The organism is Mesorhizobium sp. M1295, assembly GCF_040318135.1.
GTDB lineage: Bacteria > Pseudomonadota > Alphaproteobacteria > Rhizobiales > Rhizobiaceae > Mesorhizobium.
This window is the reverse complement of record NZ_JAMYLU010000021.1, coordinates 58079-74089: the sequence shown is the minus strand read 5'-3', so window position 1 is coordinate 74089 and position 16011 is coordinate 58079. Positions and strand designations below refer to the sequence as shown.

The 16011-nt window shown below is 62.5% G+C and carries 18 protein-coding genes; 7 read left to right on the top strand and 11 right to left on the bottom strand.

What is annotated here, in order from left to right; genetic code table 11:
- Positions 1-5 precede the first annotated feature (5 nt).
- From urtD to NKH29_RS25195, 3 genes are all read left to right on the top strand, one after another.
- Complete coding sequence (gene urtD / locus NKH29_RS25205) at positions 6-752, top strand: urea ABC transporter ATP-binding protein UrtD (RefSeq protein ID WP_352789221.1); 747 nt, start codon at positions 6-8, stop codon at positions 750-752.
- Positions 753-822: 70 nt separating this feature from the next.
- Positions 823-1518, top strand: a complete 696-nt coding sequence (gene urtE / locus NKH29_RS25200; RefSeq protein ID WP_126041867.1) for an urea ABC transporter ATP-binding subunit UrtE — start codon at positions 823-825, stop codon at positions 1516-1518.
- A 206-nt stretch (positions 1519-1724) separates the two neighbouring features.
- The gene (locus NKH29_RS25195) at positions 1725-1925 is read left to right on the top strand and encodes a hypothetical protein (RefSeq protein WP_353000799.1); all 201 of its coding nucleotides are present in this window, start codon (positions 1725-1727) and stop codon (positions 1923-1925) included.
- A gap of 45 nt (positions 1926-1970) precedes the next feature.
- On the opposite strand, the gene NKH29_RS25190 is transcribed toward NKH29_RS25195, so the two are convergent.
- The 9 genes from NKH29_RS25190 to NKH29_RS25150 form a co-directional block, all read right to left on the bottom strand.
- Positions 1971-2777, bottom strand: a complete 807-nt coding sequence (locus NKH29_RS25190; RefSeq protein WP_352494575.1) for a DUF72 domain-containing protein — start codon at positions 2775-2777, stop codon at positions 1971-1973.
- A 29-nt stretch (positions 2778-2806) separates the two neighbouring features.
- Positions 2807-3277 (bottom strand): GNAT family N-acetyltransferase, encoded by a 471-nt coding sequence (locus tag NKH29_RS25185; RefSeq protein ID WP_353000797.1) that lies wholly within the window; start codon positions 3275-3277, stop codon positions 2807-2809.
- Positions 3274-3684, bottom strand: a complete 411-nt coding sequence (locus NKH29_RS25180) for a DUF302 domain-containing protein (protein WP_023717804.1) — start codon at positions 3682-3684, stop codon at positions 3274-3276. Before NKH29_RS25180 ends, NKH29_RS25185 begins: the two co-directional genes overlap by 4 nt.
- Positions 3684-6605 (bottom strand): excinuclease ABC subunit UvrA, encoded by a 2922-nt coding sequence (gene uvrA, locus NKH29_RS25175; protein WP_352789224.1) that lies wholly within the window; start codon positions 6603-6605, stop codon positions 3684-3686. The genes NKH29_RS25180 and uvrA overlap by 1 nt, the downstream gene beginning before the upstream one ends.
- Before the next feature lie 697 nt (positions 6606-7302).
- Positions 7303-7596, bottom strand: coding sequence for a hypothetical protein (locus NKH29_RS25170; protein ID WP_352789227.1), 294 nt, complete (start codon positions 7594-7596; stop codon positions 7303-7305).
- A gap of 84 nt (positions 7597-7680) precedes the next feature.
- Complete coding sequence (locus NKH29_RS25165; RefSeq protein ID WP_352482251.1) at positions 7681-8286, bottom strand: ATP-dependent Clp protease proteolytic subunit; 606 nt, start codon at positions 8284-8286, stop codon at positions 7681-7683.
- 26 nt (positions 8287-8312) lie between these two features.
- The gene (locus tag NKH29_RS25160) at positions 8313-8837 is read right to left on the bottom strand and encodes an SRPBCC family protein (RefSeq protein ID WP_352789233.1); all 525 of its coding nucleotides are present in this window, start codon (positions 8835-8837) and stop codon (positions 8313-8315) included.
- The gene (locus NKH29_RS25155) at positions 8834-9148 is read right to left on the bottom strand and encodes an ArsR/SmtB family transcription factor (protein WP_023717799.1); all 315 of its coding nucleotides are present in this window, start codon (positions 9146-9148) and stop codon (positions 8834-8836) included. Before NKH29_RS25155 ends, NKH29_RS25160 begins: the two co-directional genes overlap by 4 nt.
- Positions 9149-9229: 81 nt before the next feature.
- On the bottom strand, positions 9230-9619 hold the full coding sequence (locus tag NKH29_RS25150; protein ID WP_352587086.1) for a cupin domain-containing protein: 390 nt from the start codon (positions 9617-9619) through the stop codon (positions 9230-9232).
- A 208-nt stretch (positions 9620-9827) separates the two neighbouring features.
- On the opposite strand from NKH29_RS25150, the gene NKH29_RS25145 reads away from it, so the two are divergent.
- Positions 9828-10340, top strand: a complete 513-nt coding sequence (locus tag NKH29_RS25145) for a single-stranded DNA-binding protein (RefSeq protein ID WP_023717797.1) — start codon at positions 9828-9830, stop codon at positions 10338-10340.
- Between the two features lie 122 nt (positions 10341-10462).
- The gene (locus tag NKH29_RS25140; RefSeq protein ID WP_352482253.1) at positions 10463-10885 is read left to right on the top strand and encodes an OsmC family protein; all 423 of its coding nucleotides are present in this window, start codon (positions 10463-10465) and stop codon (positions 10883-10885) included.
- A gap of 8 nt (positions 10886-10893) precedes the next feature.
- Here the strand turns inward: NKH29_RS25140 and NKH29_RS25135 are convergent, their stop codons facing one another.
- Positions 10894-11523, bottom strand: a complete 630-nt coding sequence (locus NKH29_RS25135) for a MarC family protein (RefSeq protein ID WP_023717795.1) — start codon at positions 11521-11523, stop codon at positions 10894-10896.
- 74 nt (positions 11524-11597) lie between these two features.
- Positions 11598-12128: a hypothetical protein gene (locus tag NKH29_RS25130; RefSeq protein ID WP_352908358.1), complete on the bottom strand. Its 531-nt coding sequence runs from the start codon at positions 12126-12128 to the stop codon at positions 11598-11600.
- A gap of 86 nt (positions 12129-12214) precedes the next feature.
- Between NKH29_RS25130 and NKH29_RS25125 the strand changes: the two genes are divergently transcribed.
- The gene (locus tag NKH29_RS25125; protein ID WP_352789237.1) at positions 12215-13039 is read left to right on the top strand and encodes a helix-turn-helix transcriptional regulator; all 825 of its coding nucleotides are present in this window, start codon (positions 12215-12217) and stop codon (positions 13037-13039) included.
- A gap of 148 nt (positions 13040-13187) precedes the next feature.
- Entirely contained in the window at positions 13188-15998 is a 2811-nt protein-coding gene (gene gyrA / locus NKH29_RS25120) for a DNA gyrase subunit A (RefSeq protein WP_023717792.1), read from the top strand.
- The last annotated feature ends 13 nt before the right edge of the window (positions 15999-16011 follow it).

Here is a 16011-nt window from a genome sequence, read left to right as displayed (position 1 = left end):
GCCTGATGTCGAAGAGCAACACCATCCTCTATCTCGACGGCGTGTCGGTTTCCTTCGATGGTTTTCGCGCCATCAACAACCTGTCGCTGGTGCTCGACAAGGGCGAGATGCGGGCGATCATCGGCCCCAACGGCGCCGGCAAGACGACGATGATGGACATCGTCACCGGCAAGACGCGGCCCGACGCGGGCGAGGTCTTCTTCGACGGCGAGGTCGACCTGACTAAACACGACGAGGCCGAAATCGCCATGATGGGCATCGGCCGTAAATTCCAGAAGCCGACCGTCTTCGAAAGCCACACGATCGAGGACAATCTGATGCTGGCGCTGAAAGGCCCGCGCTCGATCTTCCCGGCACTGTTCCATCGTCGCTCGGCCGCGGAAGCGCGGCAGATCGACGACATTCTCGGCATCATCCGGCTTGGCGACAAGCGCGACGAACTCGCCGCCAATTTGAGCCATGGCCAAAAACAATGGCTCGAGATCGGCATGCTTTTGGCGCAGGATCCGAAGCTGCTGCTGGTCGACGAACCGGTTGCCGGCATGACAGACGCCGAGACTGAGGAAACCGCGCGGCTGCTTAGAGACATCGCGCGCGACCATTCGATCATCGTCGTCGAGCACGACATGCATTTCGTGCGCGAGCTCGGCGTCAAGGTTACCTGCCTGCACGAAGGCTCGGTACTTTCCGAGGGCTCGCTCGACTTCGTTTCGGCCGACGAGCGCGTCGTCGAAGTCTACCTGGGGAGATGAGCATGGTCTGGCGCGTTCCGTTCCATCATTTCGACCTTTCGTTTTTCAGGCGTTGGAGAAAGCGCTGACCATGCTCGAAGTCTCCAATGCCACGCTGCATTACGGCGCCGCCCAGGCGCTGCGCGGCGTCTCGCTAAAGGCCGGCGCCGGCAAGATCACCTGTGTGCTCGGCCGCAACGGCGTCGGCAAAACCAGTTTGATGAGATCGATCGTCGGCCATCACCGGCTGACGAGCGGAAGTGTTGCCTTCGAGGGGAAGGCGCTCGACCGGAGCGCGGCGTATGATCGCGCCCGGTCGGGCATCGCATTCGTGCCGCAGGGCAGGGAGATCTTTCCACTGCTTACGGTGCGGGAAAACCTCGAATCGGGATTCGCGCCGCTGAAGCGCGCCGACCGCAACATTCCCGGTCACGTCTTCGAGCTGTTTCCGGTGCTGAAGCAGATGCTCGCGCGCCGCGGCGGCGATCTGTCCGGCGGCCAGCAGCAGCAGCTTGCCATCGGCAGGGCACTGGTGATGCGGCCGAAACTGCTGGTGCTCGACGAGCCGACCGAAGGCATCCAGCCGTCGATCATCAAGGATATCGGCCGCGCCATCCGCTATCTGCGCGACCAAGCCGGCATTGCCGTGCTTTTGGTCGAACAATATCTCGATTTCTGCCGGGAATTGGCCGACGAGGTCAATATCATGGACCGCGGCCAGATCGTCCATACCGGCCCCGCCGAGGATCTCGACCGGGCGGACGTGCGGAAATTCCTGACCGTCTGAATTCTTATTGATTCTATTACTTTGCAACTCTGGCGCGCCGAAGATTGCGTGCTAGATTTTGCTTGGCCTTGGTGAGTCGGCCGCTTTCCGTACCAGTTCCAAATTGGCAGATCAGGGGAAGGCGCGGGCCGCTTGCGCGCAAGCCGCTCCCTCCAGCGATCTGTTGTCGTCCAACATTTCGGGTGCTTGGGAGCCAGGGCCAGACGATGGAGCGCTATGTCGAGGACTACCAGAAACGACGGCTCACGGAGCGTATCGACATCATAACCGCCATCAACATTCTGAAATCGCAGGGATATGAACACGACGAACTTATCGCGGAGATCACCAAGGTCTTCTATGTCGATCTCGATGCTTTCAACGAGATCGTCAGGGTTGATCGGCGTCCGGACGAGCGCGCCGCATAGGCGGTAATCTAGGAGCCGGCCAGCCGGACCGCCGACAGCGGGGCGTCAGCCTGCGACCCGCTTCATCAGCGCGATGGCGCCGAATGGAGCGCGGACCTTGCCCTCGGTGATGAAGTAGACGAATACGTCGCGTGGCTTGACCGGCGCGTCGGTCGAAGGATCGGCGCGCGGCAGCTCGGCCGGTACCTTGCCCTGCGCCCAAGTCTTGGCGCGGGCCGCCCATTCGTCGAGCGCCTTGGGCGTATAGCAATCGGGATTGTCGTCGCTGCCGGTCTGCAGCCGCGCATAGATGAAATCGCCGGTGACGTCGGCAATCGCTGGATATTTAGCATGATCAGCAAAAACGATCGCGACCTTGTGCTTGCGTGCCAAGGCGGCGAACTCGGGCACGACGAAGCTGTCATTGCGCACCTCGACCGCGTGGCGCAGCGCAACGCCGTCCTGCTTCTCCGGCAATAGCTTGAGGAACGCCTCGAAGTCGTCCGGGTCGAACCGCTTGGTCGGCGCGAACTGCCACAGGATCGGCCCAAGCTTGTCGCCAAGTGCCGCGACGCCCGACCCGAGGAAGCGCATCACCGATTCGCCGGCCTCGCCGAGCACGCGGCGGTTGGTGACGAAGCGGTTGCCCTTCAGCGAATAGACGAAACCATCCGGCGCCTCGTTGGCCCATTTGACGAAGGTCGGCTCCTTGAAGCTCGAATAATAGGTGCCGTTGACCTCGATGGTCGGCACCTGCCGGCTGGCGTAATTCAGCTGCTTGGCCTTCGACAATTTGTCCGGGTAGAAGGACGTGTCCCAGGGCTCGAAGGTCCAGCCGCCCATGCCAGCGCGGATTGTTCCTGATTGAGTCATGGTAGTCCTCCCGGTTTGCAGAAAAAGGATCACGCGATGGCGGTCGTCTCGACGGCTTTCGCCATGTCGACGACCGTCCATCCTGGCCGATATGGATTGGGCCGGCGACCCGTTTCGCGAAAGCCGTAGGCCTTATACAACGAAACGTTCCGTTCCATTCTGGAATTGGTGTAGAGTCGGATTTCAGGCAAGCTCCACAGGCGCGTCTGTTGCTCGGCCCAGTCGAGCAGCGCTATGCCGAAACCCTTGCCTTGAAAGGCGGGCGCAACGGCGACGCTGAAGATCACTGTGTGGTCATCGTGCCGTTCGAGAACGATCAGGCCGGCCGGCTGTCCGTACTGCTCCGAAAGCCAGACCTCGCCGCGTTCTATGCGCGGCGCATAGTCCTCGGTGACGGGGATCGGCGGCGCTCCGAACAGGGCAGTGTAGGGCGCGTAGGCGTCGGTGGTGAGCGAGATCACCGTAGGGAGATCATCGGCCCGAGCGGCTCTTATGATCAAAACTGGCCCGCGCCGGCAGCGGCCGCAATCACCTTGTCCATGCCGGCGGCGATCGCAGCGACGGCATTGCGACTAGCGTCGCCCAAGCCGTGGCGTTCCGCCAGCCAGTGTGCGTCATTGTAGGAGAGCCAGACCTTGCCTTGCTCGTCCTCCCAGGCCAACGCCTTGACCGGCAGATCGATGCCGGCAAGCTGCCGGTCCTGCATCAGTGGCGTACCGCCTTTGGGATTGCCGAAAATCAGGAGTTGGGTTGGACGCAGTGATGTTTCGACATTGCGCGCACCGGCGGCGTGGTCAATGCGGGCGAAGACCAGCAATCCTGCACGTTCCACAGTCTCGACCAGGCGATCGATGGTTTCGGCCACGCCGAAGCTGCTTTGGACCGTGATGAGACCGTTCTTTGCCATCACTCCGCCGCTTCGCGCTTGCCTCCGGGGCGCCGCTCCAGCAATTCCCTCAGGAACTGCCCGGTATAGCTGCGCTTTTCGCGAACGATGTCCTCCGGCGTGCCGGACGCCACCAGCTCGCCGCCGCCGTCACCACCTTCGGGGCCAAGATCGAGAACCCAGTCAGCGGTCTTGATCACCTCTAGATTGTGCTCGATGACGACGACCGTGTTGCCCTGGTCGACCAGCTCGTGCAGCACTTCAAGCAGCTTGGCGACATCGTGGAAATGCAGGCCGGTGGTCGGTTCGTCGAGGATGTAGAGCGTTTTGCCGGTTGCCTTGCGCGACAGTTCCTTGGCGAGCTTGATGCGCTGCGCTTCGCCGCCCGATAAAGTCGTCGCCTGCTGGCCAACATGGATGTAGCCGAGGCCGACCCGTTTCAGCGTCTCCAGCTTGTCGCGCACGCCGGGCACGGCGGCGAAGAAATCGACGCCTTCCTCGACCGTCATGTCGAGCACGTCGGCGATGGACTTGCCCTTGAACAGCACGTCGAGCGTCTCGCGGTTGTAGCGCTTGCCGTGGCAGACATCACAGGTGACATAGACGTCGGGCAGAAAATGCATCTCGATCTTGATGACGCCGTCGCCCTGGCAGGCCTCGCAGCGGCCGCCCTTGACGTTGAACGAGAAACGGCCCGGCTGGTAGCCGCGCGCCTTGGCCTCCGGCAGGCCGGCGAACCAGTCGCGGATCGGCGTGAAGGCGCCGGTATAGGTTGCAGGGTTGGAGCGCGGGGTGCGCCCGATCGGCGACTGGTCGATATCGATGACCTTGTCGAGGAATTCCAGCCCTTCGATGCGGTCGTGATCGGCAGGATGCTCACGCGAGCCCATGATGCGGCGTGACGCCGCCTTGAACAAGGTCTCGATCAGGAAGGTCGACTTGCCGCCGCCGGACACGCCGGTGACGGCGGTAAACGTGCCGAGCGGGATTTCAGCGGTGACGTTCTTCAGATTGTTGCCGCGCGCGCCGACGATCTTCAGCCGGCGGTTCTTTTTCGCCTCGCGCCGAACCGCAGGCGTCGCCACTTCGAGCTCGCCCGACAGATATTTGCCGGTGATCGAGGCGGGCGTCGCCATGATCTGCTGCGGTGTGCCCTGGGCGATGATGTGACCGCCATGGATGCCGGCGGCCGGGCCGATATCGACGACGTAGTCGGCATGCAGGATGGCATCCTCGTCGTGCTCGACGACGATGACCGTGTTGCCGATGTCGCGCAGATGCTTCAGCGTGTCGAGCAGGCGGGCATTGTCGCGCTGATGCAGGCCGATCGACGGCTCGTCGAGCACGTAGAGCACGCCGGTCAGGCCGGAGCCGATCTGCGAAGCGAGGCGGATGCGCTGGCTCTCGCCGCCCGACAGCGTGCCGGAGTTGCGCGACAGCGTCAGATAGTCGAGACCGACATCGTTGAGGAAGCGCAGCCGCTCGCGGATTTCCTTGAGCACGCGCACTGCGATCTCGTTCTGCTTGTCGTTAAGCGAAGCAGGCAAATCGGTGAACCACTGGTCAGCCTTGCGGATCGACAGCTCGGTGACCTCGCCAATGTGCTTGCCGGCGATCTTGACTGCGAGCGCCTCGGGCTTCAGCCGGTAGCCGCGGCAGGCCGGGCAGGGCGTGGCCGACATGAAGCGCTCGATCTCCTCGCGCATCCAGGCGGATTCGGTTTCCTTCCAGCGGCGCTCGAGATTGGGGATGACGCCCTCGAAGGTCTTGGTCGTCTTGTAGGAGCGCAGCCCGTCATCATACTGGAAGGCGATTTCGCGCTCGCCAGTGCCGTGCAGGATCGCTTGCTTTGCCTCTTCGCTCAAATCCTTGAACTTGTCGCCGAGCTTGAAGCCATAGGCAACGCCCAGCGCTTCCAGCGTCTGCGCATAATAGGGTGAGGTCGACTTCGCCCACGGGCTGACGGCGCCGGCACGCAGCGAGACATTCTCGTCGGGCACGACCAGGCTGGCGTCAATGGCGCGCTGGCTGCCGAGCCCGTCACAGGTCGGGCAGGCGCCGAACGGATTGTTGAACGAGAACAGCCTGGGCTCGATCTCGGGAATGGTGAAGCCGGACACCGGGCAGGCGAATTTTTCCGAGAACAGCATGCGCTCATGCGTCTCGTTCTTCGACTTGTTGACCGAATCCTCGCCGGTCTGGCTGGCGTCGAGCGGCTTGTCGGCAAATTCCGCCACCGCCAGCCCGTCGGCCAGCTTCAGCGCGGTCTCGATGGAATCGGCGAGCCGCGTCGCCAGATCGCCGCGCACGACGATGCGGTCGACGACGACGTCGATGTCGTGCTTGTACTTCTTGTCCAGCGCCGGCACGTCGGCGATCTCGTAGAAGACGCCGTCGACCTTGACGCGCTGAAAACCCTTTTTCTGCAGCTCGAGCAGTTCCTTGCGGTACTCGCCTTTGCGGCCGCGCACCATCGGTGCCAGGATGAACAGCCGGGTGCCCTCTTCGACCGCAAGCACCCGGTCGACCATCTGCGAAACCGTCTGGCTCTCGATCGGCAGGCCGGTGGCCGGCGAATAGGGGATGCCGACGCGGGCGAACAAAAGCCGCATATAATCGTAGATCTCGGTGACGGTGCCGACCGTCGAGCGCGGGTTCCTCGAGGTGGTCTTCTGCTCGATGGAGATGGCCGGCGACAGGCCGTCGATCTGGTCGACGTCCGGCTTCTGCATCATCTCGAGGAATTGCCGTGCGTAGGCCGAAAGGCTCTCGACATAGCGGCGCTGGCCTTCGGCATAGATGGTGTCGAAGGCAAGCGACGACTTGCCGGACCCCGACAGCCCGGTCATGACGATCAGGCTGTCACGCGGCAGGTCGAGATCGACATTCTTCAGATTGTGTTCGCGTGCCCCGCGAATGGAGAGATATTTATGGTCGGCCATCGCCGGTCGCCGCCTCAGAATCTGGAATTCGTGGGATGGGCGGGTTTTCCCGACCATCCCCTATGTAGGTAATTTCGCCGCCTTTTCGAGAGACGCCACAACTCTCGACCAAAGCGTTTAACCGCCTTTCGCGCGAACGGGCAAGCGGAAAGAACAAAGGCCGAACACGCTCCTGACAAAAGCTGCCCGTACAGCCGGCTTCACAAAGCGTCTCGCGATCACATTTTTCGGTAATCGGCTATTCAAGGTTGACGTCCATGCGTCACGGGGGCAGACTCCAAACGTCAACGAAGCCGGCCGTCTTTCGATGGCCTCGCGGCCTGGGGCTAGCCTGCGAGACGCCGCGGGTTATGCGATGAGCGCTTCGACGACGACAGTCACAATGAACAGAAGGAGAGCAGAGGCATGACTCCACCGGATAGTTCGTTGAGGCTCCACGTGTCGCTGGAGCCGCGGCAGGTATAAGTGGCCAGGTCAGGCGTTTTGCGCTATCTGCCAACGTTGACTTGCCGATCCCCACAACAATCAGAGACTGCTAGTCGGATCGTCGGCTGAATGCCGCGAAGCATCCGAAATAAAAAGCCGGCAGTACACTCCCGGCAATTTGGATTTTAGATCCAAGAAGCCCCGTCAGTTGCACAAGCAATGGCGGGGCTGTTCGTTTGAAGCGCACATTTGTGGTGCATACCAGGCGAACTTAGCGGCTGGGAGGCCTGATCCCGCCGGTGGCGACATCGATGGTGATGCTACCGGAAATCCGAACTTCGGTATCGCCGATCTTGAATGTGCCGTAGCCGCTGCTGGGAACCGCCCCGTCGGGCTCGGGCTGCAGCGCTGGCTCGGCGATGCGATAGTCGCTGGTCACACCGGGCAGGGCGCCCCTTTGCGCCGACGTCGAATTATCTTGGGCAAATGCCGTGCCCACCAGCATGTTCGTGCCCACAATGGCGGCAATGGCAAGGTATAGGCTGGGTGAACGGCTGGCGGTCATCACCTGACTATAGTGCGGCGATAGCGCCGAAGCCAGACCGGCGGCGCTGAAAGTTGCCGGCCCTTATATCGCTTCGAAGGTGCTTCACGCGGCCTGTTTGCGAGTGTCGAAAACATGGTCGACGAGGCCCCAATCCTTGGCCTCCTGCGCGGTCATGAAAAAGTCGCGGTCGAGCGTGCGTTCCACTTCTTCGTAGGTGCGGCCGCAATGCTGGGCGTAAAGATCGGTCATGCGCCGCTTGGTGCGAAGGATGCCCTCGGCATGGCGCTGGATGTCGGAGGCCTGGCCCTGGAAACCGCCGAGAGGCTGATGCAGCACGATGCTGGCGTTGGGCAATGCGATGCGCCGCCCCGGCGTGCCCGCCATCAAGAGGAACGAGGCCATCGAGGCGGCGAAGCCCATACAAACGGTGGAGACCGGGCAGCTGATGTACTGCATCGTGTCGTAGATGGCGAAACCGCTGGTCACCACGCCGCCCGGCGAGTTGATGTAGAGCGAGACCTCCTTGTCGGGATTGTCGGATTCCAGCGACAGAAGCTGGGCGCAGACCAGCGCCGAGGTGCCGTCGTCGATCGGGCCGTTGATGAAGACGATGCGCTCGCGCAGCAGCCGCGAAAATATGTCGAAGGCGCGTTCGCCGCGGCTCGACTGCTCGATCACCATCGGCACCAGATTGGCAAGGCCGCTCATCGTTTCTCTCCGTTGACTATTGTCGTTCAGGCCGCGCGCAGGAAGAGGCGCGGGATGTTGGCGGCGATCTGCTTGTGCCTGGGATTGCGCGCTTCAAACGAAAGCCGACAGCCGGCGCCTGCCATCGCGATCTCCGGCATCGCTGCCCGAGCAAAACCATCATGGACGATGCGCAGATGCGTGCCGCCGGAAACGGTGCGATCGAGCGTAAAGGTGACGATGCTGTCCACCGGGCTGTCGTCCATTGGGCTGTCCACCGGGCTGCCGTGCGGCGCCTGCGTATCGCCGGGCGCCGGCCGTTCCCGCCAGGAATAGCGCAGCAGCCGTCCGGGATCGGCGTCGAGGATTTCGCATTCGATCGGCGCCTCCGGCGCTTTAAAGGCAAAGCGGCTACCGATCTTTGGTTCAATGTCGTTCGGCATCATCCAGGCCGCGAGCAGGTCCGGCACCGTCAGCGCCCGCCACACCTTTTCCGGCGGCTCCGGCAGCTCGCACTCGAACTCGATCTTGTCTGCCGCCATTTCCGCGCGTTCTTTGCCTCGGCTGGTCATTGGTCCATGTCCTTCAAAACCGTCTTGAGCCTTTCGATGCGCTCTGGCCAGAACGCGCGGTAGCGTTCGATCCAGCCGAGCAGTGGCGCAAGCCCCTTCGGATCGGCGCGGTAATAGGCGTTGCGACCGGCCCGGCGCTCGACCACGAGGCCGGCGCCGCGCAGCACGGCGAGGTGTTGCGATACCGCCGGCTGCGATACCGGCATGCCAGTGCGCAGTTCCGACACCGTCATCTCGCCGCCGGCGAGCCGCTCATAGACGGCGCGACGCGTCGGATCGGCCAGTGCCCGAAAAATCTCTGCTTCGATCATGTCAAAAGCATAAGTCGATACTTATCGGTTTGGCAAGCCGTGTTTTTAAGACAGGCGGTGTTTTTTAAGACGGGCGAGGTTTTACAAACTCGCTGGAAGCCAGCGTCTCACCATGTCAGGGGATCCGTTGAACGTCGCCTCGAAAACTGGTGACGCGAGCACGGCATGGATATGAAGCATTTCGGAGCCGACGTTTCGGAAGCCATGTCGCCTGCGCGCGGCAACAACAAGCGACTGTCCGGCAGTCAAGACGACATGCTCTTCGTCGATCCACATCTCGGCCTTGCCAGCGATGACGGTAAGCACTTCCTCGACCGGGTGCCAATGTGTCGGGGCGCCAACCGCTGGTTCGACCCATTGTTCGAATATGCAAAGTTGAGTTGCGCCGTTGCGGGCCGAGACATGCATTCGGGTCTTTACCCCCGCCCGCCATTCTTCTTGCGGCTGATCGTCATGCGCGACCGTCTTCATGCGTTCGCCTCGATCCCATGGTCTGTGGAAATTCGACGCCAAGACACTACTTCTTACTGACAACTATTGACAGTGCAGGGCCTGTACTATAGAACGAAAAGAGAACAAAAACGTTGTGGGAAAAGGCAGCGACGGCAGGCAGGGCTTATCCATAGCCTGTAAGGTGCAGCGACAGAAATCTGGTTTCGGATGAGCGCGGAGAAGTATCATGGCGGGTAGCGTCAACAAGGTCATTCTGGTGGGCAACCTCGGGGCGGACCCTGAAATCCGCCGCCTGAATTCGGGTGACCCGGTTGTCAACATCCGCATCGCGACGTCGGAAAGCTGGCGCGACAAGACGTCCGGAGAGCGCAAGGAAAAGACCGAGTGGCACAATGTCGTGATCTTCAACGATCAGATCGCCAAGGTGGCCGAGCAGTATCTGAAGAAGGGCATGAAAGTCTACGTCGAGGGCCAGTTGCAGACGCGCAAGTGGCAGGACCAAACCGGCAATGACCGCTATACGACCGAAATCGTGCTGCAGAAATTCCGCGGCGAGCTGCAGATGCTCGATGCACGGGGCGAGGGCGGCGGCCAGGTCGGCAACTATGCCGGTGGTGGTGCCAGCCGCGGGTCCGATTTCGGCCAGTCCGGCCCGGGCGAAAGTTTCAATCGCGGTGGCGCCAACAAGGGCACCGGCGGTGGTTCGTCGCGCGAACTGGACGACGAAATCCCGTTCTGATTTCTCGGGGCGGACTGCCCTTGCGGCGAAAAGCGCCAGCACCTTGGCCACGAAATGGCGTCCCGAAAATCTGTCTTGGATTTTCGGGACGTTGTGCGTTTGAGCGGTGAAAGGACGGATCAGTGAAAGCAAGGGTCAAATGGGTCGAGGAGCGCACTTTCGTCGGCGAGTCCGCCAGTGGGCACAAGCTGGTGCTAGGCACTGCGTTCGGGCCGGAGGGCAAGACGCCGGGGCCGAGCCCAATGGAGCTGGTGCTGATCGGCACCGGCGGCTGTTCGGCTTATGACGTGGTCCATATCCTGGAAAAGGGGCGCGAGGCGGTCGAAGATTGCGTCGTCGAACTCGATGCCGACCGTGCAGAAGCCGATCCCAAGGTGTTCACCCGCATCCACATGCATTTCGTCGTCAAGGGCCGGGCGCTGTCGCACGACAAGGTAAAGCGCGCGATCGAGCTTTCGATCGAGAAATACTGCTCGGCCTCGGCAATGATGGCCAAGACCGCCGTGATCACCCATGACTTCGAAGTGATCGAGACGGCGAAGTAGGGCGGTTCCTACGTCGCCATCAGTGCCTTGATGCCGTCGGCGACGAACTGCACGGCGAGCGCCGCCAGTATGACGCCAAGCAGCCGCGTGAGGATCGAACGGCCGGTCTGGCCGAGGATACGGTCGATGCGCTCTGACAGCACGAACACCAGGTAGGTGATGACAAGGCAGATCGCGATGATGCCGACAAGTGCTGTCTGCGCGCTAAAACCCTGAAACGAGCTTGAGAGCAGGACGGTCGCCGAAATCGCGCCGGGACCCGCAATAAGCGGGATCGCCAGCGGAAAGGCGGCGATGTTGTGGATCATGTCCCTGGTGATGGCGACATCGCCGATCTTCTCCTTGCGGTCCTGCCGGCGCTCGAACACCATTTCGAAGGCGATGAAGAACAGCAGAAAGCCGCCGGCGACGCGGAAGGCCGGCAGGGTGATGCCGAAGACTGACAGGATCGACGCGCCGGCGACTGCGAACAACGCCATCACCAGGAAGGCGATGACCGAGGCGCGCACGGAGACCTGGTTGCGCTCCTCGCGGTTCATGCCGCGGGTCACGGCGAGGAAGAGCGGCGCCAGGCCGGGCGGATCGATCGTCACCAGTATGGTGACGAAGGCGTTGAACAGGCTGTCGAAGCTCGGCATGCTGACCCTCCCCGCCGGCAATGCCGGATAACGGGATTGGTAGAGCAAAGCGGTGCCAGTGGAAACCGTGCGGATCAGGGGCTGGCGGCGCGCCGCGCCAGAAACTCGACTTCGACACGCCAGGCCGCGCCGTCGTCATACGACCGCTCGCCCAGCCAGCGGAAGGAATCTCCGGTGATCCGGGAAAAGCTCCAGCGTACCGAAGCGCCGGTGCCGTCTGCGCCCAATTGGACGATCGTGTCGCCTTCGACGCGGCCCAGCTGACGGCTGTAATACTGGTTGCGCGGGTCGCTCCAGAAGATGTGCCAGGCGTCGACGCCTGAGTCATAGACGCGCAACGTCGTGCCATAGAAGGTCCATTTGCCGAGCGACGGCGAGGGGCCGGCGTCGCGAGCGGGCAGGATCCATACGTCCTGGATCGCGCGGCCCTCGAGCACCCAGCCGAAATGCACTTCGCCGCGCCCGGTCAGCACCTGGCCGTCCTCGAGATGGCGCGTGGCGTCGAACGTCCAGGCGCCGACGAAGCGGCCATAAAGGTTCAGTTTCTCGGCAAGGGCCGGTACGGGCCCATCGCTGTGCAGGGCCTTGGCAAAGGAATTGGACATGGCTTCGCTCTCATCTTGTCAGGAGACCGGTAAGCATAGAGGCCGACCGGGGTTCTGCGCTTGGGAAAAATTGCTATGTTTCGGCGATGACGACGAGCGCGCATAGGCTGGCGTCGGGCCGAGGCTGGCAGGTGTTGGATGTCGTCTGCACCGCTAGTGCCGCCGACAGGCCATTCGAGGAGGAGCATCGGGATTTCTGCGTCGCCGCCGTGACCAGCGGCACGTTCCGCTATCGTGCGCGCCAGGGCACGGCGATGCTGGCGCCGGGCGCGCTCCTGCTCGGCAATCCCGGCACCTGCTACGAATGCGGGCATGAGCATGGCACCGGCGACCGCTGCCTCTCCTTCCATTTCGGACTGGCCTATATGGAGCGGATCGTCGCCGACGCGGGCGCAAAGCAGCTTGATTTCAGCATGCCGCGCCTGCCGCCTTTGTCGGCGCTGGTGCCGCTGCTCGCCGAAGCGGAGGCGGCGCGCGAGATGGCCGACACCGGCGCGTTCGAGGAACTCGCCCTGCGCATTGCCGGCGCAGCCGTGACAGCGGCTTGCGGCGATACGGATCGGGGACGGGCGCCAAGTCGCCGTGACCAGAAGCGTGTCGCCGAAGCGGTGCGCCGCATCGAAATCGATGCCGACCGGCCGATCTCGCTTGCCGAACTCGCCGACGAGACCGCCACCAGCCCTTACCATTTCCTGCGCACCTTCCGGCACGTTGCCGGCATGACGCCCTATCAGTTCCTGCTGAGAGCGCGGCTGCACAGGGCAGCCGTGCGGCTGCGGACGTCAGATCAGGCGATCTCGGCGATCGCCTTTGCGGCGGGATTCAACGATCTATCAACCTTCAACCGCCGTTTCCGGCGGCTGATGGGCGAGACGCCGGGAACTTATCGCGCCCGCCGGCGACGCTCGTGAAAGGGTGCCACGGCCATATCGTCGCAATTGGTGTATCCTTTTGAATTTGCCGCTAAAAACGACACTGGAAAACTGCCGCGATTATTGGAGTTTCGGGCCGGCTTCCTATATAAGCACCAAGTGATTCCTGATTAGATTGTGATCCGATTTGACCGACCAAAAGACACCGCGCGGCGCCGACGGCGGCCCCACCGGCATCGAGCCGATATCCATCATCGAGGAGATGCAGCGCTCCTATCTCGATTACGCCATGAGCGTAATCGTCAGCCGTGCGCTGCCGGACGTGCGCGACGGCCTCAAGCCGGTGCATCGCCGCATCCTCTACGCCGCCTATGAGAGCGGCTATCACTGGAACCGCAAATATGTGAAATCGGCACGCCCGGTCGCCGACGTGATGGGTAAATACCATCCGCATGGCGACGCCTCGATCTATGACGCTTTGGTGCGCATGGCGCAGGATTGGTCGCTGCGCGTTCCGCTGATCGACGGGCAGGGCAATTTCGGCTCGATCGACGGCGATCCGCCGGCGGCGATGCGCTACACGGAATCGCGGCTGACCAAGGTCGCGCATGAGTTGCTGGAAGACATCGACAAGGACACCGTCGATTTCCAGGACACTTACGATGCGTCGGGCAGCGAACCGAAAGTCCTGCCGGCGCGCTTCCCGAACCTGTTGGTCAACGGCTCCGGCGGTATCGCCGTCGGCATGGCCACCAACATCCCGCCGCACAATCTGGGCGAGGTCTGCAACGGCGCCATTGCCCTCATCGACAATCCGGCGATCGACCTGCCGGCGCTGATGGAGATCATTCCTGGACCGGATTTCCCGACCGGCGGCATCGTGCTTGGCCGCTCCGGCATCTACAGCGCCTATTCGACAGGCCGCGGTTCCATCGTCATGCGCGGCCGCGTCAACGTCGAGCCACGCGGCAACGACCGTGAATCGATTGTCATCACCGAGGTTCCCTACCAGGTGAACAAGGCGTCGATGATCGAGAAGATGGCCGAGCTGGTGCGCGATAAGCGCATCGAGGGCATTTCCGACATTCGCGACGAGAGCGACCGCCAGGGTTACCGCGTCGTTATCGAACTGAAGCGCGACGCCGTCGCCGATGTCATCCTCAACCAGCTTTACCGCTTCACCCCGCTGCAGACGTCCTTCGGCGCCAATATGGTGGCGCTGAACGGCGGCAAGCCGGAATTGCTGACGCTGACCGACATGCTGAAGGCGTTCGTCGCCTTCCGTGAGGAGGTGATCAGCCGGCGCACGAAATTCCTGCTGCGCAAGGCGCGCGACCGCGCCCATGTGCTGGTCGGCCTTGCCATTGCTGTTGCCAACATCGATGAAGTCATCAAGCTGATCCGCACGGCGCCGGACCCGCAGACGGCGCGCGAGCAGTTGATGGAGCGGCGCTGGCCTTCGGGCGACGTGGAATCGCTGATTCTGTTGATCGACGATCCGCGCCATCGCATCAACGAGGACGGAACCTACAATCTCTCCGAGGAGCAGGCCCGCGCCATCCTCGAACTGCGCCTGCAGCGCCTGACCGCGCTCGGCCGCGACGAGATCGCGGACGAGCTGAATACGATCGGCGACGAGATCAAGGATTACCTGGACATCCTGTCGTCCCGCGCCCGCATCCAGCAGATCGTCAAGGACGAACTCATCGCCGTGCGCGACGAGTTCGGCACACCGCGCCGCACCGAGCTCGCCGAGGGCGGGGCCGACATGGAAGACGAGGACCTCATCCAGCGCGAGGACATGGTCGTCACCGTCAGCCATTCCGGCTACATCAAGCGCGTGCCGCTGTCGCTCTACCGGGCGCAGCGCCGCGGCGGCAAGGGCCGCTCCGGCATGTCGACCAAGGACGAGGATTTCGTCACCCGGCTGTTCGTCGCCAACACGCACACGCCGGTGCTGTTCTTCTCCTCACGCGGTATCGTCTACAAGGAAAAGGTCTGGCGCCTCCCGATCGGCAACCCGCAATCGCGCGGTAAGGCGCTGATCAACATGCTGCCGCTCGAACAGGGCGAGCGCATCACCACCATCATGCCGCTGCCGGAGGATGAGACGAGCTGGGGCGAGCTCGACGTGATGTTCGCCACCACGCGCGGCACGGTGCGTCGCAACAAGCTTTCGGACTTCGTCCAGGTCAACCGCAACGGCAAGATCGCCATGAAGCTGGACGAGGAAGGCGACGAGATCCTCGGCGTCGAAACCTGCACCGACAATGACGACGTGCTTTTGACGGCAAGTTCCGGCCAGTGCATTCGCTTTTCGGTCAGCGACGTACGCGTCTTCCAGAGCCGCAATTCGGTCGGTGTACGCGGCATAGCCATGGCCGATGGCGACCGGGTGATCTCGATGGCGGTGATCGAGCATGTCGATGCGCCGCCGGCCGAGCGGGCCGCCTACCTCAAGCGGGTGGTGGCTGAACGCCGGCTTGTCGTCGACATTGCCGCCGGTGAGGAGGAAGAAATCCAGCTTACCAATGAGGAGGTCGGCGAAGAGGCGGAGCTTTCCGACGAGCGCTACGAATTCCTCAAGGCACATGAGCAGTTCGTGCTGACGGTTACGGAATATGGCTACGGCAAGCGTTCGTCGTCCTACGATTTCCGTCTGACCGGCCGTGGCGGCAAGGGTATCCGCGCCACCGACGTGTCGAAAACGGCCGAAATCGGCCGCCTGGTGGCGACTTTCCCGGTCGGCAATGACGATCAGATCATGCTGGTTTCGGATGGCGGCACCGTCATCCGCGTCCCGGTCAACGGCATTCGTTTTGCCAGCCGCGCCACCAAGGGCGTTACGATCTTTAATACCGCAGAGGGCGAGAAGGTCGTTTCGGTGGAGCGGATTTCAGAGCCGCAAGCCGACGAAGAGATCGAAGAGAGTGTCGATGCTGAAGGTGGCGCTGCTACCGATGCCGAAGGTGGGGAGCCTGACACTACCGTCGAGTGAGTTTGCCGCGACG